The following is a 16,830-nucleotide window of genomic DNA, read 5'->3' as shown; positions in this document are numbered from 1 at the left end:
TGCAATTGTTGAAGAGCCAGCCCCTGTGTCACCCTTAATTCAACTCATCGGTCATGCGGCTGAAACAATGACCCCAAACTCAGAAAGGGTTGGAGATGCAAGGGGCAAACGACATTATCGTAGTTGGAGCCGGTCCTGTCGGGCTGACAGCTGCGCTTGCGCTGCGCGCTCAGGGGCTTCCGGTCACTATCATAGAGGCCGAACCCCAAGACCGGGTAAGGCCCGGCAGCCGAGCCATTTTCATCCATCGCGAACCGCTGCAGACACTTGACCGCATGGTTCCCGGCCTTGCCCGTAAAGTTGGCGAAGCCGGCAATATCTGGACCGGTGCAGAATTCACCTACAATGGACGAATTGTTTACAAAAAGGATTTCAAAAAATCCAACTATGAGAATTATGGAACCAGCCTATCTCAACTTTCAACAGAGCGAATTCTCTACCTGGCCGCCATCGAAAATGGCGTCAAATTCATGTGGTCAACACCGCTAAAGGCTGTTGATGCACATGATGAGTACGTAAAGATCATAACCGAAAATGGTAAGACGATAATCGCACCCTATGTGGTAGCGGCCGATGGCGCGCGATCGACAGCCCGGCAATGCCTGGATATTCCGCTGGAAGGCAACAGTTCCAACACCGCCTATGTTATCGCAGATGTGACGTCGCCGACGCTGAAATCGTGGCCGCTGAAGCTTTATTTCCATTATCAGCACAAGAATTTGGCTGGCCGCAACGTCATGATCGTTCCTTTTAAGGAAGGCTGGCGTTTCGATCTTCAATGCGAACCTAACGACGACGTTGAACAGCTCGCTTCGGAAAAGGGATGCCGGGAATGGATGGCGCAGTTCGACACAAGGTTGAGCGATATCAAAATCTCATGGGTTTCCGTCTACCGCTTCCGCCAGCTCGTCGCCCGTGATTTCTCAGATACCAAACGCAGGGTTCTGCTTGTCGGCGAGGCCGCTCATCTGTTCGCCCCCTTTGGCGGGCGCGGCCTGAATTCGGGCATCATGGATGCAGCTGTGGCAGCCAGCGCTATCCGCAGCGCCCTCGAATCCGGCAGTCGCCAGAGCGCGATTGCCTGTATCGACCATTTTGCCCGTGAACGGCGAGACGCTGCACTGTTCAACCGGAGCATTGCAGCGACCGCACTGGAAAGGCTGGCTCCATCATCTCTCAGCGCACAAGCCAAACGCTGGCTGATGGCACAGCTTGCGCGCTGGTTCGGCAGTGCTGGACGCTGGCTGACCCAAGGCGCCGCGGGTGTTTCGCACGGGCGCTACCCCGGCGCCACAATCTACTGAAGCAAAGTGATACTGGCATGGTTGACTGCATCGTAGAAGACACACTTTACAATCGGATCAGTGCCATCGCGCGACAGAAGCCCGCACATTGCGCGCTCGATTCAAATGGCCACAACATCTCCTATGCACGCCTGGTCGAACTGGCGGATCAATGCGCGGCCGCACTAGTGAACAAGGGGGTACGACCGGGGGACCGGGTTGCTTTCATGTCTCCACCCCGGCCCGAGGTGATAGCCGTCCTCCTGGCATGTTCAAGGCTGGGGGCGATCTTCGCGGGGCTTGGTTTGAGGTTGCAGGACGATGAGCTGAAGCACGTGCTGACCGATTCCGCTCCGGTCGTCATCTTCTGTCCTCGCGATATGGGACAACGCTCCTGCGGTGATGAAATCCAGCCCCTGCTACCTGGCAATAGATCTCAAACAATAGTGCGGCTAAGCTTTGACAAGGCCAGAGAGATCGCAACTGAGTTCGAAGCTTTTCTGGCCGAAGGGCATGATGTGGAAGCCGTGAACAACGGCCAGCCGGAATCGCCCCTCGCGCTCATCTACACGTCCGGCTCCACTGGCAAACCCAAGGGCGCGGCTATTACAAATCTGGGCATTTTGACATCCGTGACAAATGCTCTTTCGCGTATCAACATCGACAATGTCAGGTCACTGTCTCTCTTGCCGATCGATCATGTCGCCTTCCTTGCCAATGAAGTCGTCATGGTCCTGCTATCGGGCGGCACCAGCGTGCAACTGGAACGCTTTGACGTTGAAGAGGTCCTCACCACGATAGAAGGCAAGCGGATCACGCTGTGGGCACCCATCCCGACCATGCTGCAACGACTTGCCGCATCGGGACGGATGGACGATTTTGACCTGTCCAGCCTCGATTACGTCTGGTGGCCCGGACCACTTTCAAAGGACGCCTTTGCAGCTATCCGCCGCAAGGCAAGACGGCTGGGCGTCTCTTACGGCATGACCGAAGCCGCCGGCGGCATCACTTTTTCCTGCAATGAGACCGCGCCCGACAAACTGCTGCACATCGTTGGCAAACCATTGCCAAGCCTTGAGGTGCGTCTTGACGAGCCGACTGAAATGGACGGACACATCGTTGGCGAGATCCTGATCCGCGGACCACAGGTCATCAAGGGATATTGGCACCGGCCCGATGCGACAGCGGCATCGTTTACCCCGGATGGCTGGTTCCGAACGGGCGACCTCGGCGCATTTGATGGGGGCGACCTGTCCATCGTCGGGCGAAAGAAGGAGCTAATCCGGTCCGGCGGCTATAATATTTCACCTTATGAGGTGGAAGCAGCGATCGAAAGTCACGAAGCCATCGCCTTCGCAATCGTCGCCGGTATCAGGGACGACGAGTTTGGCGAAGTGGTGGTCGCCGCCGCTTCGTTCGTCAGCGGGCGCAGCTTATCGGTTGACGATATCCAGACGCATGTGAGGCGGCATCTGCCCGGCTACAAGGCGCCCAAGTACATCTCGACCCGCGACAACATTCCGTTCCTGGCCAATGGCAAAGTCGACCGTAAGCTGTTGCAGGAACAGCTCGGCAAGGAATGGGCCAATCATCAAAGCAGAAAGAGCAGGATGCTATGACCGTTACATTCAAGGGCATTGAAGGAATCAAGGCATATCGCGGACAGCGCATCGGATCGAGCCAGTGGCATGAAGTCACGCAGGAACAGATCAACATGTTCGCCGATGCCACCAAGGACTGGAACTGGATTCACGTGGACTCCGAAAAGGCAAAGGATTGCCCATTCGGCCGCACCATCGCACATGGATACTGGACTCTTTCGATGCTTATCCCGTTGCTGCGCGATATCTACACGCTTGAAGATATCGGTATGGGTCTGAACTACGGCATCGAAAAAGCGAGATTTCCCGCGGCAGTTCTGGTCGATTCGAAGATCCGGTTGCACATGACGTTGAAAGACGTGACCGAGGTGACAGGCGGCGTCCAGTTGCTGATGGGCTGTGAGATGGAAAGCGATACCGTGGAAAAGCCAGTGCTGGTGGCCGACATTTTGTTCCGCTTCTACCCATCGAACAAAGTGGCTGTGAACTGAATATGCCGGCTCGGGAGCGATGAAAGGCGCCGAAGAAACAGCCGAAGCGTCATCGCCTCTGTTTGGGTGAGGATCGAGCTTCCCGCTGCGGCCGCCACATCGCGGGGCATGTCTTGGCCAGGCGAGCACTGAAATTCGAGAGGAGTTTTCGAAGGTTGGAACTATCGACTAGCTTTTTCCAACCTCCGTAGGGGCGACAAAGGCGCGGCCTGCGAACCAGGCTCCCAGCAACGCTAGCGGCATACATACTGACGCCATGACCAGAAGCGACATATTCAGCTTGCCTTCGGCTGCGAACAGATAATCAGTCAGGAGCGCAACGATCATCGGCCCCGCACTCAGGCCAAGCAGGTTGACGCAGAATACGCTGAGCGCGGCAATACGCGCCCGAAATGCCGAAGGCGTCACCTCCTGAAGGGCCGCGGGGAACAATGCGATCGGCATGGCCGCCAGAAACCAGTACGGGGCAACGAAAAACAATGTCCATCCGCCTGATGGGGCGATCGGCGCGACAAGGGCACAGGGAAGTGCAACGATCATCGCAATAAACGAAACGCGCAAGCACGCGTCGGCGCATTTTCTCGCTTTCAGGGCATCAGCAAGCACACCGCCAAGAAGCGTGCCGCTTGTTCCTCCAATCAATATGATCATTCCATAAGCGAAACCGACTTCATCCAAGGTCCAATCAAAACGGCGCACGAGCAAGCTGGGAATCCAGGTTGCCATGCCGTAACTCATGGATGCAATCAACGCGAAAGAGGCGAGGAGCGGTACATAGAAACGCCGCTGGACACGAAGCAAGCTGATGAAGGATTCTTCCGGCATTGTCGCCGGCGTCCCAACGTCCCGTTGTACCAAAGGCGCGGGCAACCGGCGCCGCTCCCGCAACGTCAGCATCAGGAGCGCCAGAAGCATACCCGGCATACCGACCGTCACGAATGCGGCCTGCCATGGTCTGATTATACCGATGAATGGTATTTCGATCGGCGGCATGGCGGACACGGCGACCACGACATGCCCGCCGATCAGCAGGGCCAAGCCTGCACCTATGTTACTTCCCGTTGCATAGACCGCCAACGCCCGCGCCAGACTTCGGCGAGGGAAAAGGTCACTGATCAGAGAGTGCGCGCAGGGCGTGAGCGTTGCCTCGCCAATTCCAACCCCTGCCCGTGCAGAAAACAGCTGCCAGAAGTTTCGGGCCAGGCCGCAGCCGACGGTTGCAACGCTCCAGAGCATGACTCCCGAAAACAGGATCCAGCGCCTGCTGATCCGGTCTGCCAGCCAACCGAACGGTAAACCCGCGACAACATAAACAAGAGCGAACGCGATGCCGACCAGCAACCCGATCTGCGTATCGCTGAGCAGAAAATCACGCTTGATCGGTTCGACCAGGAGATTGAGGATGGACCTGTCCATGAACGACAGGATGGATGCGAACGTCAGCAAAACGACCGAGCGCCAGCTGCCAGGTATGGGCTCTCCCGACGCCGTGCTTTCGTCCGAACCATCCGACCTGGACATATTCTGCTCTCCCAAGCCGTTCAGGCAGTCAGCACGGCGACCGTGCAGGATTTCGTATCACCTGCTATATCACCGCCCATGCAATGCGCGAGACCGACGCTTGCACCAGGCACCTGGCGCGCTCCCGCTTCACCGCGCAATTGCCGCGTGAGTTCCACGAATTGCGCGACGGCCGTGGCCGCAATGGGATGGCCGCGACTGAGAAGGCCGCCAGACACGTTAACGGGGATACGCCCACCGAGCGCTGTCTCGCCGCTTTCAGTCAAGCGCCCGCCTTCTCCGATCGGACAAAGCCCCAATGCCTCGATATGCAGGATTTCTGCTATTGAAAAAGCATCGTGACATTCTAGCACATCGATGTCTTCCGGACCGATACCGGCCCGCTCATAAGTCTTTGCCGCAACGTCCCTGTCCGTCGCCCAAGTCGACAGCGCTGGCGGACGTTCATGACTGCCGGAGCCCAGCGTGCTCGCTGCGAGCCTGACATGTCGTCCACGACCGGAATTCCCTACCTTCGGGCCGCGCGACAAGATGAGTGCCGCCGCACCGTCCGCCACAGGTGAACATTGCGGTCTTGTCAGGGGGTCGACAATCATGGACGCCGCTAGAACGCTCTCGATGCTCTCGGTCTTTCGAAACATTGCAAGCGGATTGAGCGCGGCGTGCTTTCTGTTCTTGACCGCGACGGCCGCCAGTTGCCTGTCCGTCGTTCCGAACTCATGCATGTGCCTCTTGGCGCGCAGCGCGAAGCTTGCCGGGGCGACAAGGCCCAGCATCGTATCGAGATCCTGAAAGCCCGAGTTGATCAGCCCCATTTGAGGGACACACATTTTTTCAACGCCGATTACAAGGACGACGTCGCATTGTCCCGCTGCGATCGCCATATCGCCGACATGGACTGCAGAAGACCCGGACGTGCAGGCATTTTCCACGTTGAAAACCGGTACCTGCCGAAGTCCAGCGCGGTGCGTAATAGATTGCCCGATCGTCGTTTCGCCGAACAGCATGGCACCGAAGGCGTTGGCCACCACGACACCATCAATGGCATGTTTGTCGATGCCCGCGTCCGCCAATGCCGCGCGCAGGACTTCAACTCCCATATCGACAAGACCGCTTTCAGGAAAGCGCCCGAAAGCAGTCTGGGCAGCGCCTATGATGTAGCTCATACGATCTATCCTGCTCGGTCCAAGGTGCCAAAGACCGGGCGCAGACAATTCTCGCCCTGACTATTTATTCCAAGCGGCTTGACCGACAGACATACCGGCATCCCGATAAATGCCTCCGCGGCGTCCGGGTCCATCAATGCAAAGAGTCTCAAAGGCACATCATCGAGATCTACAAAGGCCACCGAATACGGCGTCGGCAAACCAAACGGGGCCTTCGTTCTGATGGTCGTCACACTAAAAATGCGCCCAGTATGCCCCAGCGATGTGTTGTTCGTGAGTGTATCGCAATCCCGGCAGAGATTGTCTGCGGGAAAGTCGAAACGTCCGCACGCCGGACAGTGCGACCCCGCCAACGCCATGATATCACCGTCAACGGAGATTATGCCGGGCCACACCATAGGCAGGCCGATTCCCGCGTCAGAGGTATCTGTCATACCGGAATACTCTGGGAAAGCCCCCCATCGACCGTAAGGCTCGTCCCGGTGATATAATGCGCATCATCTGATGCGAGGAATGCGGCTGCCCGAGCGACATCCCAGGCATCGCCCATTCGCCCGGTGGGGCAGATCGCGTTTCTACGATTGCGGAAATCTGCCCGCTCGATATTGGCTTTGTCGGCGAGCGACGCATAGATGGTGGGCGTATCCATGTAGCCGGGAAGGATCGTGTTCGCCCTGATCCCCTTGGACGCATATTCAAGAGCAACGGAACGAATGAGTGCGATCATACCGGCTTTCGAGGCGCTGTAGGATACGTAGGATGTTCCCGACCAGCAGTTCGCTGCCAGCGAACCGACAGCCGTAATCACACCTTTTCCCTGCTTTTCCATGATCGGAAGAGCGTGCTTGCAAAGCAGGAACAGGGAGGTGAGATTGACCGACATGACCCGTTCCCAATCCTGCAACGATTGCTGAACGGGCCCTCCCAGGGCCGCGATCCCTACATTGTGGTGCAAGACATGAATGCCGCCCATACGGGAAACACAGGCCGCCACGGTTGCCTCGACGTCCTCCGCATTACCCGCATCGGCGGTGAAGGCTTCTGCAGAATAGCCCTCCTCGCGAATGATATGTACGGTTTCCTCTGCGGCTTCGCCGTTCACATCCACACAGAAAACGCTGGCACCTTCGCGCGCGAATTGGATCGCAGCGGCCTTGCCGTTACTCCACCCTGGGCCGGTCGACCCGGCTCCGACAACCATTACCACTCTTCCCGAAAATCGCGATACCATGAAGCCACTTTCCCTGAGCCGAAATCATTGATCAAATGGAGCGACCTGCGTCAGCCCAGAAGACATCCCTCACTTTGCGGCGGAGCGTCTTGCCTACGGCACTTCGCGGAAGTTCAGCCCAGCATTCCACCGATTTGGGCGCCTTCACCGAACCGAGATGGCCCTTGCAAAATTCCATAACGGCGGCAGCGTCATAAACCTGTCCAGGCCTGAGTTCGATAACGGCCTTGACGGCTTCACCCCACAGTGGATGGGGCACCCCGACCACGACACAGTCTGCAACCGAGGGATGAGCCAGGAGCACTTTCTCGACTTCCGCCGGATACACGTTGAATCCACCGGAGATGATCATGTCTTTCAGGCGGTCGACGATATAGAGATAGCCGTCTTTATCGAAATAGCCGACATCACCCGTCCGGTGCCATCCGGCCCTACGGATGGCTTCCGTCTGCACCGGATCATCAAGATAGCCCGGCGTCACAAGGTCACCCTTGACGACGATCTCACCGGCCACGCCTGGTTCGACCACATTGCCGCTAGAATCCATGATAGCGACGGTGACGAGAGGCGTGGGTTTGCCACAACTCTTCAATACATCCGGCGCGGAGGCGAGCGCCTTCACATGGTCATCCTGACTTAGCACAGTGCAGACGAGAGGACATTCGGTCTGACCATAGGTCTGGACCATGACTGGTCCGAACAGATCGATCGCTTCTCGCAACCTGTCGACGGACATGGGCGCAGCGGCATAGAAGAAGTGCGTCAGTGATCTGAATCGCTCTGCACTCAAGCCGTGCGAGTCCAGAAGTTTGTATATGGCGGTCGGCGGCAGAAAAAGGTGCGTGACACCATGTTTTTCGACCATTTCCGGCAGGGCGCCGACATCGAAGTGATCCATGAACACCTGCGTTCCACCTTGGGAAAGCAGACACATGGCGATCCCGCCCGCACCGTGCGTCATAGGTGCAACGACAAGGTGTACGGGCGGTTCGTCCACCGGGAACACAAGCCGATGTGTTGCGATCATGGTCGCCCACATACGGTTCGTGAACATCACGGCTTTCGGTTCGCCTGTCGTACCGCCGGTCGAATATAGCGTCACAAGGTCATCGGGGTCAGCGATGACCGGAAATGATGGGGTATCGCTGCCCTTTGCCAGGAAGCCCGAAAGATCGACCAGCCCTTCCGGTGCTTCATCACCCAGAAGAACGATCAGTTTCAGGCACGCCCCCGCCGCCCTGAGATCGGGCAACTTGTCTAGAAATTCCGGGTGAAGAAAAAGCACTTCAGCCTGTGTCTTCGATAGGAACTTGCCGTTCTCTTCGGCTGAATTCGCGGCATTCAAGGGTACCCAAACACTGCTATTCCGAAAAATGCCCAGAATGCACGCGAAAGCATGCGCGCGGTTCGGGCTGAGGACGGCGATACGGCTTGCTGCCGAAAAGCCATAGTTGCGCAAGGCGTTCGCTACACGCCAGGTCATGCGCACCACGTCCACATAATTCAGGATGCACACGTCATCGACGAGGCAAGGGCGGTGGGGAGCGCTCTGCACTCCCCTGTCCAGGTAATCGATGATGTGCATGTCACGCATTTTCAGAAGCGGGCCTTGACCGACACGCCCCATTCTCGCGGGCGGCCATAATAGGCCTCGGATGTCCCCAGCGACGCCAGGAACGAACTCCCCCGGTTGATATACTTCTTGTTCGTGAGATTCGTCGCGAACAGGGCGAGCGTCCAGTTTTCGTCCGCGCTGTCCCAAGCCAACCGCGCGTTGACCAATGCATAACCGTCCTGAACGAGCTCTGGTGAGTTGAGGACGTCCTGATAGAGCCTGCTCTTGTAATTCACGCTGGCCTCGGCGCTCAGGGCGGCACCCGACTCCATCGGAACAGTATAACGCGCTGTCAGGTTCAGCATCCATTTGGGTACGGCGACGAACCTGCTGTCTTCCGTTACTTCCCGTGCGGTTGCAGCAACATCCGTGAATTTCGCGTCCGTAAAGCCTGCCCCCGCGACGATTTCGAAGTTCCGGAAAGGAACTGCCGTCAATTCGGCTTCAAAGCCCTGAACACGTGCCTTACCGACATTGTCGGTGATCACGACCTGATTGCCCTGAGCGTCCGCAGTGGAGGATGTCAGCAGAATATCCGAATAGTCATAGTAAAAGGCAGCCGCATTGAAGCGAAGACGATTCTCAAGCCACTGGGATTTCAGGCCGACCTCGTACGCAGTCATTTTCTCCGGATCATATGGCAAGACACCCCCGGACGTTCCACCGCGTCCATTGAATCCACCGGAACGGAACCCGCGTGAAATGGAAGCATAGACCATCAGGTCTTCGGCCGGCGTATAGTCAATCGTCAACTTGGGTGAAAGGTTGTTCCAGCTGTCCCGGCGCGTAGTCAGCGGAATCACAATGCGGCCGCTTGCAGGGCGATACTGCTCTATGGAGTAGATTTTCTTATCGTGCGTATAGCGCAACCCCGTCGTCACGTTCACCTGATCGCCAAGCGCATAGGTGAGCTGCCCGAACGCAGCGTAGCTATCCGTTTTCAGGCGGTCGTCGATCCGGAACGAGACGTCGAGATTGGCAGGATTTCCAGCACCACCGAACGGCAGGCCCGGGAGAGGCCCGGGCAACGCCTCCATCGCTTCCCACAAGCCGCCGAATGCCGTCGCCTCGAGATAGGAACTCGCCTTTTCACGAAAATAATATGCTCCAGCGATCCATTTCAGGCGTCCTTCCAGAGAGTCGCCGGTCAGCTGAAACTCTTGCGATACCTGATATTGATCGACACCGCGTACACCTTCGACCATGGGCAACGGCGAATTGTCGCCGTCGCGGGTAAAGCTGTTCTCCATATCCCGATAGGCTGAGAGCGATTTGAACGTGATGGCATCTGAAACTTGCCATTCTGCCGTGGCCGAAAGACCCCATGTATCCAGATTATTGAAGTTCGGGCCGGTGCCATTTGTCGTGAACGGACTATCCGTCTTCCAGCGGTTATCGAACTGGGTCCCATAAACCGGACCGGCTACGAGTTGATTGAATAGACGCACAAGCGTCGCATCCGAATTTGCACCGCTCATCGTCATTACAAGGCCGGCTTCCCGACGATGCGTCAAATCACCCGACAGAACGATATCCAGGTCATCGCTCGGCTGATAGCGCACGACGACCCTGCCCGCAGACACATTGTCGTTACCCATCTCCTCGCCGTCGAGAAGACGGCGCCCGTATCCATCGCGATCCCGAAGCATACCCGACATACGAACGGATACTGCATCGCCTAGAGGAAACTGTACGGATCCCTTGACATCCATTCGATGAAAGCGACCTGCAGTCAGCTCGATCGAGCCCCCAAAATCGCCGTTTGGCAACCGCGAAACAAGATTGATGGCACCGCCCATCGTATTCTTGCCGTACAAGGTACCCTGGGGACCGCGCAAAACCTCAATACGTTCGAAATCGAGCGTGTCCAACAGCGACCCGACCGTCCGCGCAAGGTAAACCCCATCGAGATAAATCCCGACGCCTGGATCCGAAGAGATCAGAAAATCGAGCTGACCGATACCGCGAATGAAAATATTGGAGGTGGATTTCCCGCCGCCCTCTCCCGACGAGAACGAGACGTTAGGCGTCATCCGTCCCACGTCGGAGACGTCTACGAACAGACCTCGGTCGAGCGCATCCGCGCTGAATGCAGCAACGGAAATGGGCGTCTCCTGAAGCCCCTCGGCCCGCTTTTGCGCCGTGACAACGATTTCTTCCAGCTCAACTTGGGTTTCGGCAGCCGTGGCGGAGCCCGCCGTCGCAGCAGCTACGGCAAGTCCGGACACAGCAGCAAAAAATGCAGGCAGCAGCTTTATATTTTTCATCAGATCTCTCCCCGTTGACCCACGCTTCAATCGTTGAAAATAGTAACGTTTGTTATTAATTAGTCACATATGTTATGAATTTTCTCGTGTCAAGACTGGCTTTGACGGGCAATGTGTTGTTTTTCTCGAAACGCCATGCGAGGTGCGATCCCGCGTGAAGGAAGATGATGGTCATGACGAAAATCCAGGAAAACAGGGACTGGCGCAGTCACCCATTCAGTGTGGAACGCTCCACGCTGTTCCGTATGATCAGGATCATCAACTATGTCGGACAGGCATATCAGCAAAATACGCTGACCCAGAGTTTGAGCCTGTCGCGACGTGAGTGGCGGGTCCTGCTTGTCATTGCAAGTCACCCGGATGTTTCCGCCACCCAAGTCAGTGAAATATCAGGCTATTCACAGATGGCGATCAGCCGTGCCGTACGAAGCCTGATCGGACAGAATCGTCTCGTACAGAAAACCGACCCGGCCGACCGCCGGCGCAGTTGCCTTAACCTCACTGACGACGGGTGGGCTGTCTACCGTCAGTTGGTTCCCGTTGTCGTCGGCTTTGAGGATAATGTCCTCGGCGCTCTCGATACGCACGAACGCGAAATTCTGGATAATGTTCTTGATCGTGCCGTTTCCCGAATAACATCTGAACCGATAAGAAGTGATTGGCAAGATGAGGATGACGATTAGCAGGAGCTCGGCTGAGCTGAGCATTTACTTCTGACGCATCTGCCCAGAAAGCGGTCCTGAGAAATGTGTTCGAGGCCTGTTCGTGAACATGCAAAGTAGGCTCGTGGAAGCACCGACCCGCTCTCAGGTCCAAAATGACAGGTTGAATATGATCGACTAATCGTCCGCAATGCAGCTTCATCGACAATCTTATGGGAAGGTTCCGGTGCAACGCAGCGACCAATCATCTGATTGGGGCCCTGAATGGACAGGCATTGCGATGCCGTCGATTTCTGCTTCGCGCATTTTCGACATAGAAATCGTCCGAATCGATTTTCTCAGTTTCAATGCTTCATCCGCCAAACGATCCGGTCCGCTCGTCATATACCATGGGGTCGAGTCCGGGGTTGACAAATTTTTCGGGGACCACGGGGGGGGGCACATGGAAGTCCTTACAATTTTTCTTGTTTATCTTCAAAATCTTATCTCGTATTTTGAGTCCGACATCCGGCGAGCAATGCCACTCCGGCGCCTTGCGACGGCGGTCAAATCTCGTGATCCATACCCATGCCTGCCATGTTCACCAGCATCGACTGGGCTGCGTTCATCCGTGCTCACAATCTTGAGCACTTGATGAGCCGACGCGGAAACTGCCACGACAATCCCGACGCGGAGAGCTTCTTCTCGTCGCTCAAGCGCGAGCGCATCCGGCGCCGAACCTACAAAACACGCGAGGAAGCCCGGCAGGACGTGTTCGATTACATCGAGATGTTCTATAACCCGGTGCGTAAGCAAGTCAGGAACGCGATGCTGTCGGCCGTCGAGTTCGAACGACAGCAGTTTGTGAAAACGGAAGGCGTCTAGAAAACTAGGGGCTACTCAACGCGGTAATCAACGGCGCTGGGACGTAGCGAGTTTCCGGCACCTTTCGGCTCAAAGTGGCAGCGTTCCGTCGACATACCCTTCGAAGGCATAATCGTTGAGGAACTGGCGGCGCCACAGGTATCCCCGATCGACCTCACTCAATTCGGCTTCATCGCAAATCGCGCTCCATAGCTGCTTGATCACCCCGACCTGGCCCTTGATCAGATGACGGGCATCGCGATCGCTCAGCAGAAAGTTCGACGCCGAAAGGCGGCAGCTTTCGAGAAGGCTGCGCCTGTCCTCCCCATTGACAAGCATCGCCTGATTGGCCTCACGACCGCTACGCGGTTGCGGGCATATGTCGTATGCCTTCGTGAGCGTGAGATGTGCACCGTCCCAAAACGCCGCATGGTTGCGCGCATGATCGTCAGTGTTGCCCGTCAGCACATTAAAGACCAGCCGGCCGAACAGTTCACGCAGTGTTTCCTGCGGATTGGTAAAGCGCGCGCGCACCATCTCGGCGAGATCGACGTAGCTTGCATAGCGGGCCTGCATTTCGCCAAGCCTCAACATCGTCAGGGCGGAGACCATCGCCCGGCGTGTCCACCCCTTCCCGCTCCATTCCCGATCGAATCGGCGCACCAGAAGGACATCCTTGCCATTGGCCTTCGCCAATCGAACGGACGCGACGTTCAGTCCCACCTCGGCTGCCAGGCGCATCGCAACAAACTCAGCCTTCACGATAGCCATGGTGTCGTTGGTTGCCGAGAACTTGGCGATAAACTTGTCCTTGCCGTCCTGTATCAAAGCCTTGGGACGTGCACCGCCGATGGAACTGCCATGGAATAGCGCCTTGTCGAGTGCTGGCGGAACCGGCTCGCCCCGCTCGACCCGTTCGGCCGCTTCCAACAGCTCTTCAAGCGTCGCGTTGTCGTGCTCGCGGGGCTGATACCATTCCGCTGACGTCTGGAAATCGAGAGCGCCGATACGGTCCGATCCCGAGTTCAGCATGAATGTCAGTTCATCGAACTCGACATTGCGCGCCGCTTCGCCGCCCAGGCCCGTCAGCCGATTGATGATGACCCGGCGGCCCCACGCATCGGGCGCGCCGTCTCGCAGGCACCCGGCCATATCGAGCGGGGCTTCGGGAATGACCCTGCCGCGCTGGAGGGGCAATTCGGGTAAATAGATCGGTAACGCGTCGGTGCGTTCCAGATAGGAACGACCATAGTTGAAGACATAGAGACCGTCCTCCAGCGCGATCCGACCCGCAACCACGGGCTCAAGCGTATCCGGCAGCCATATCCACACGAAGGCTTCGGTGGCTGCCGGGATCGGAACGTAAGCAGTGCCATTCGCCGCAGCAGGGCGAAACCGGTCAGAAGTCATCTTTCACCGTCTTCCTCGGGGCCCGTACCGACCGGGGAAGAAGTGCCAGTTTGTCGTTGACCCGCGAAATCTCGGGAGCAAGCCTTGAAGGTTCATCGACGAAGAGCGGCAGACCCACCAGTGTTGCCGCCTCGAACACCAGTCCGATTTCTACCTTGGGATGACCCTTTTCGATTAATTGCAGCGTGCTGCGAGCGATTCCGACCCGGGCTGACAGGTCAGCCTCTGACATCTTGCGCTGTTTGCGTGCGAGGCGAATGAGCCTACCCATCATGGTCAACGCTTCGCGCGTTATGCGAGAATAAGTGCGAGTATGCTCTTTCACACAAAATGACCGTTATATCGTCCACAAAATAGCTTTACGACTTCTATAGCGGTCAATATCATTGCTGAAGTTGAAAATCAATGGCTCGCGAGCCGGTCGGTCGGCGTGACGTGGGCATCATTGTCCTTCTCAGTTGCTTGAGACACCAATGATATCCATCGCTCGAAACAGCAGGAATAGTTGGCTGCCTGCCCTCGTCCCGAACAGGCAGACCAAGCCGAAATATCAATGAGCCTCATCGCTCGGAAAGTCATCAGAGAGGGCGCCCGGAGCGCCGGCTTGCAACGAGCGTTCTCGACAGCGCATTGCTGTTGTCCATTTGGACGTGTGTGTACGTGCAGCGTGGAGCCGATCGAGCAGAAGTGCACGTGTCAGAGACGAGCAGTATGATCGCCCCGCCTGTTCAGCAACGCTCCGCGCCTTCTTTCTGGCGACACTTGCCCAGAAAGCCGGGACACGCTATCTTACCCGCGTCTTACTTTGAGGAGATTCGCCGTGGCTGCAGCTCAGGAACGGCTCACCACTACTATTTCGACTAAGGGTCAGGTCATCCTGCCCAAGGCGGTTCGTGACCTGCGGCACTGGCCTGCCGGCACCCGGCTGGTCGTCGAAAGTACGGCCGAGGGCGTGCTGCTGAAGCTGGCACCCGTGTTCCCGCCATCAAGCATCGACCAGGTATTCGGCTCGCTGAAGCACAAGGGAGCTGCTCTGTCGATCGAGGACATGGAAACTGCCATGGTAGCCGAGGCGAAGCGGCGTGCGCGGGATTGACACCAATGTGGTCGTCAGGTTTCTGACCAACGACGACAAGCGGCAGGCGAAAGCTGCACGCGCCGCGATTGAAGCGGGCGATATCTTTATCACGACAACAGTGATGCTCGAGAGCGAATGGGTACTTCGAAGCGGCTACGGCTTCACTCCCGAACGGATCGTCACCGGCTTACGCGGCCTCGCAGGCTTACCCGGCATTACAGTCGAGGAGCCCACACGGATTGCGGAGGCATTGGACTGGACGGCTGCCGGTATGGACTTCGCCGATGCATTGCATCTTGCAGGCTCAAACACCTGCAACAGCTTCCTCAGCTTTGACCGGAAGCTTATCAAGGCGGCCAAGGGCAAACCGGCGATTCCAGTCACCACACCTTGAGTGTGTGCATCCCGTTTGCAAAACTGCAAGGAGAAATTCCAGTTTGCCCCCATCAGAACGTCCGAAACGCAAGCGCAGGATAGATCACTTCTCAGTAAAACCCGGTGGGCGAATTTCTTGGAATCATCACTACCATCTAATTTCGTAAGCCATCTTGAACTCATTTTCGGTTTGATCGTCAGTGGTATGAAGAGTCCGTCCGACGAGTCCCTGCAGCTCGCTGTTCTTGCCAATTTTTAGCTTGAAGCCAACGTTTGCCCGCGTATCGAGACCGAAATCAATTTCGCTCGTTTCAAGGATGAACTCTGCGCCCAGTCGCAAGCTGGGCGTAAAGTGACGCATGGCAAGTATCCCAGTATAACCTTTATGATCGGTACTGCCAAAGACATGCTCGTAGCCGACCTCTCCCCCCAAATCCCAAGCTCCCGCCTCGTAACCCAAGATCAAGGGCAGCGTGATGCCGATATGACTATCGCCAAGCCCCCGGCCGTAATCTCCCGAGGGAAGTGACAGAACGGGTTCGATCGCTATCGCGATCCGCCTTTCGTCAACTTTCAGGAAGTTCCATTTCGCTTTCAGTTCAATATCGCCGAAACCGGTTTGGGAGTGTGCGCCGTCTTCATCGATCGTGCGGACATGTCCCTTGACGGCAACACTGAGCCCCGGTGCGACCGGCACAGTCAATTCCAGCTTGGGCAAAATCAACGTGTCCTTGCCCGGTGTATCCTTGAACTCTGCAGCCAACCTGATCCTGTACTGCCTTGCTGCGACGGGCGAACTGACGGTAAACGGTGCCGCGATCGCGGGGATGGCCATTCCGAATGCCATAGCAAGAAATGCTGCATAGGATATGATCATGCATGAGACGTTGCCTTTAGGCTTGACTGATCTCCGCCAGATGATCCGCGCGTATAGTGAGTACATTGACGCCTTGAAGTGTCTGCGATTTCTGATTCGCTCTACGAATCTAAAAAAATCGCCCGGCGGGGTACGCCGGGCGGAAGTCGCTCTACTATATCTTGCTGATCAGAAGAATTTAAACGACGCAGTGACACCGATACGGCGTACAGACGGTTCCAGCTGCACACCGCTATAGAACGCCTTCTCGTAGGTATTCGTGTAGTAATCGGCCTTGAACAGATTTTCCACGTAACCAATCAGACGGATGCGGTCGCTCTCCGTGCCAATACGGAGATTCACATTGTGATATCCCTGGCCTTCCCCCTGAAAACTGGTCCGCTTTGAAAGTGAGAGTTTCGGCTATTTTG

General features: G+C 56.7%; 16 protein-coding genes and 1 pseudogene. 7 read left to right on the top strand and 10 right to left on the bottom strand.

Annotated elements, in window-relative coordinates; translation table 11 throughout:
- Positions 1-95: 95 nt before the first annotated feature.
- The 3 genes from AAC014_RS10290 to AAC014_RS10280 are packed head-to-tail and all read left to right on the top strand — an operon-like array spanning position 96 to position 3,375.
- Positions 96-1,304 carry an NAD(P)/FAD-dependent oxidoreductase gene (locus tag AAC014_RS10290; RefSeq protein ID WP_339707957.1) on the top strand — a complete coding sequence of 403 codons (1,209 nt, stop codon included), beginning with the start codon at positions 96-98 and terminating at the stop codon, positions 1,302-1,304.
- Positions 1,305-1,321: 17 nt separating this feature from the next.
- Positions 1,322-2,902: a class I adenylate-forming enzyme family protein gene (locus tag AAC014_RS10285; protein WP_339707954.1), complete on the top strand. Its 1,581-nt coding sequence runs from the start codon at positions 1,322-1,324 to the stop codon at positions 2,900-2,902.
- Positions 2,899-3,375 (top strand): MaoC family dehydratase, encoded by a 477-nt coding sequence (locus AAC014_RS10280; RefSeq protein ID WP_339707951.1) that lies wholly within the window; start codon positions 2,899-2,901, stop codon positions 3,373-3,375. Before AAC014_RS10285 ends, AAC014_RS10280 begins: the two co-directional genes overlap by 4 nt.
- Before the next feature lie 168 nt (positions 3,376-3,543).
- Here AAC014_RS10280 and AAC014_RS10275 read toward each other — a convergent pair whose 3' ends face one another.
- The 6 genes from AAC014_RS10275 to AAC014_RS10250 all read right to left on the bottom strand — a co-directional run bounded on the left by AAC014_RS10275 (position 3,544) and on the right by AAC014_RS10250 (position 11,175).
- A complete protein-coding gene (locus AAC014_RS10275; RefSeq protein ID WP_339707949.1) occupies positions 3,544-4,896 on the bottom strand; it encodes an MFS transporter in 1,353 nt (450 codons plus the stop codon).
- A gap of 20 nt (positions 4,897-4,916) precedes the next feature.
- Positions 4,917-6,062 carry a thiolase family protein gene (locus AAC014_RS10270; RefSeq protein ID WP_339707946.1) on the bottom strand — a complete coding sequence of 382 codons (1,146 nt, stop codon included), beginning with the start codon at positions 6,060-6,062 and terminating at the stop codon, positions 4,917-4,919.
- 5 nt (positions 6,063-6,067) lie between these two features.
- Entirely contained in the window at positions 6,068-6,496 is a 429-nt protein-coding gene (locus tag AAC014_RS10265; RefSeq protein ID WP_339707943.1) for an OB-fold domain-containing protein, read from the bottom strand.
- Positions 6,493-7,263 (bottom strand): SDR family oxidoreductase, encoded by a 771-nt coding sequence (locus AAC014_RS10260; protein ID WP_339707940.1) that lies wholly within the window; start codon positions 7,261-7,263, stop codon positions 6,493-6,495. Before AAC014_RS10260 ends, AAC014_RS10265 begins: the two co-directional genes overlap by 4 nt.
- Positions 7,264-7,324: 61 nt before the next feature.
- Entirely contained in the window at positions 7,325-8,878 is a 1,554-nt protein-coding gene (locus tag AAC014_RS10255) for an AMP-binding protein (protein ID WP_339707937.1), read from the bottom strand.
- A gap of 11 nt (positions 8,879-8,889) precedes the next feature.
- A complete protein-coding gene (locus AAC014_RS10250; RefSeq protein WP_339707934.1) occupies positions 8,890-11,175 on the bottom strand; it encodes a TonB-dependent receptor in 2,286 nt (761 codons plus the stop codon).
- 173 nt (positions 11,176-11,348) lie between these two features.
- Here AAC014_RS10250 and AAC014_RS10245 point away from each other — a divergent pair, with 173 nt between their 5' ends.
- Both AAC014_RS10245 and AAC014_RS10240 read left to right on the top strand, forming a co-directional pair.
- Positions 11,349-11,858, top strand: a complete 510-nt coding sequence (locus tag AAC014_RS10245) for a MarR family winged helix-turn-helix transcriptional regulator (protein ID WP_339707931.1) — start codon at positions 11,349-11,351, stop codon at positions 11,856-11,858.
- Between the two features lie 558 nt (positions 11,859-12,416).
- Positions 12,417-12,701 (top strand): annotated as a pseudogene (locus AAC014_RS10240) (IS3 family transposase); the annotation flags it as partial.
- 69 nt (positions 12,702-12,770) lie between these two features.
- Here the strand turns inward: AAC014_RS10240 and AAC014_RS10235 are convergent.
- Together AAC014_RS10235 and AAC014_RS10230 are read right to left on the bottom strand one after the other, a co-directional pair.
- Positions 12,771-14,090 carry a type II toxin-antitoxin system HipA family toxin gene (locus AAC014_RS10235; RefSeq protein ID WP_339707928.1) on the bottom strand — a complete coding sequence of 440 codons (1,320 nt, stop codon included), beginning with the start codon at positions 14,088-14,090 and terminating at the stop codon, positions 12,771-12,773.
- Positions 14,080-14,364, bottom strand: a complete 285-nt coding sequence (locus AAC014_RS10230) for a helix-turn-helix domain-containing protein (RefSeq protein WP_339707925.1) — start codon at positions 14,362-14,364, stop codon at positions 14,080-14,082. The genes AAC014_RS10235 and AAC014_RS10230 overlap by 11 nt, the downstream gene beginning before the upstream one ends.
- A 546-nt stretch (positions 14,365-14,910) precedes the next feature.
- Between AAC014_RS10230 and AAC014_RS10225 the strand changes: the two genes are divergently transcribed.
- On the top strand, positions 14,911-15,186 hold the full coding sequence (locus tag AAC014_RS10225; protein WP_271257001.1) for an AbrB/MazE/SpoVT family DNA-binding domain-containing protein: 276 nt from the start codon (positions 14,911-14,913) through the stop codon (positions 15,184-15,186).
- The gene (locus tag AAC014_RS10220) at positions 15,173-15,562 is read left to right on the top strand and encodes a type II toxin-antitoxin system VapC family toxin (RefSeq protein ID WP_271257002.1); all 390 of its coding nucleotides are present in this window, start codon (positions 15,173-15,175) and stop codon (positions 15,560-15,562) included. The genes AAC014_RS10225 and AAC014_RS10220 overlap by 14 nt, the downstream gene beginning before the upstream one ends.
- A 129-nt stretch (positions 15,563-15,691) precedes the next feature.
- Here AAC014_RS10220 and AAC014_RS10215 read toward each other — a convergent pair whose 3' ends face one another.
- Both AAC014_RS10215 and AAC014_RS10210 read right to left on the bottom strand, forming a co-directional pair.
- Positions 15,692-16,420 (bottom strand): transporter, encoded by a 729-nt coding sequence (locus tag AAC014_RS10215; protein ID WP_271257003.1) that lies wholly within the window; start codon positions 16,418-16,420, stop codon positions 15,692-15,694.
- A 168-nt stretch (positions 16,421-16,588) separates the two neighbouring features.
- A complete protein-coding gene (locus AAC014_RS10210) occupies positions 16,589-16,762 on the bottom strand; it encodes a hypothetical protein (RefSeq protein ID WP_339707913.1) in 174 nt (57 codons plus the stop codon).
- Positions 16,763-16,830: the final 68 nt, after the last annotated feature.

Source organism: uncultured Sphingosinicella sp., from assembly GCF_963974575.1.
In the GTDB taxonomy this organism is placed as follows: Bacteria; Pseudomonadota; Alphaproteobacteria; order Sphingomonadales; family Sphingomonadaceae; genus Sphingosinicella.
This window is presented reverse-complemented; position numbering and strand designations above follow the sequence as displayed.

Coding starts and splice junctions, on each gene's coding strand:
- AAC014_RS10260 (WP_339707940.1), bottom strand. CDS start 7,263: ATGGTTGTCGGAGCCGGGTCGACCGGCCCAGGGTGGAGTAACGGCAAG.
- AAC014_RS10280 (WP_339707951.1), top strand. CDS start 2,899: ATGACCGTTACATTCAAGGGCATTGAAGGAATCAAGGCATATCGCGGA.
- AAC014_RS10275 (WP_339707949.1), bottom strand. CDS start 4,896: ATGTCCAGGTCGGATGGTTCGGACGAAAGCACGGCGTCGGGAGAGCCC.
- AAC014_RS10285 (WP_339707954.1), top strand. CDS start 1,322: ATGGTTGACTGCATCGTAGAAGACACACTTTACAATCGGATCAGTGCC.
- AAC014_RS10250 (WP_339707934.1), bottom strand. CDS start 11,175: ATGAAAAATATAAAGCTGCTGCCTGCATTTTTTGCTGCTGTGTCCGGA.
- AAC014_RS10235 (WP_339707928.1), bottom strand. CDS start 14,090: ATGACTTCTGACCGGTTTCGCCCTGCTGCGGCGAATGGCACTGCTTAC.
- AAC014_RS10290 (WP_339707957.1), top strand. CDS start 96: ATGCAAGGGGCAAACGACATTATCGTAGTTGGAGCCGGTCCTGTCGGG.
- AAC014_RS10215 (WP_271257003.1), bottom strand. CDS start 16,420: ATGATCATATCCTATGCAGCATTTCTTGCTATGGCATTCGGAATGGCC.
- AAC014_RS10270 (WP_339707946.1), bottom strand. CDS start 6,062: ATGAGCTACATCATAGGCGCTGCCCAGACTGCTTTCGGGCGCTTTCCT.
- AAC014_RS10265 (WP_339707943.1), bottom strand. CDS start 6,496: ATGACAGATACCTCTGACGCGGGAATCGGCCTGCCTATGGTGTGGCCC.
- AAC014_RS10245 (WP_339707931.1), top strand. CDS start 11,349: ATGACGAAAATCCAGGAAAACAGGGACTGGCGCAGTCACCCATTCAGT.
- AAC014_RS10255 (WP_339707937.1), bottom strand. CDS start 8,878: ATGCACATCATCGATTACCTGGACAGGGGAGTGCAGAGCGCTCCCCAC.
- AAC014_RS10230 (WP_339707925.1), bottom strand. CDS start 14,364: ATGATGGGTAGGCTCATTCGCCTCGCACGCAAACAGCGCAAGATGTCA.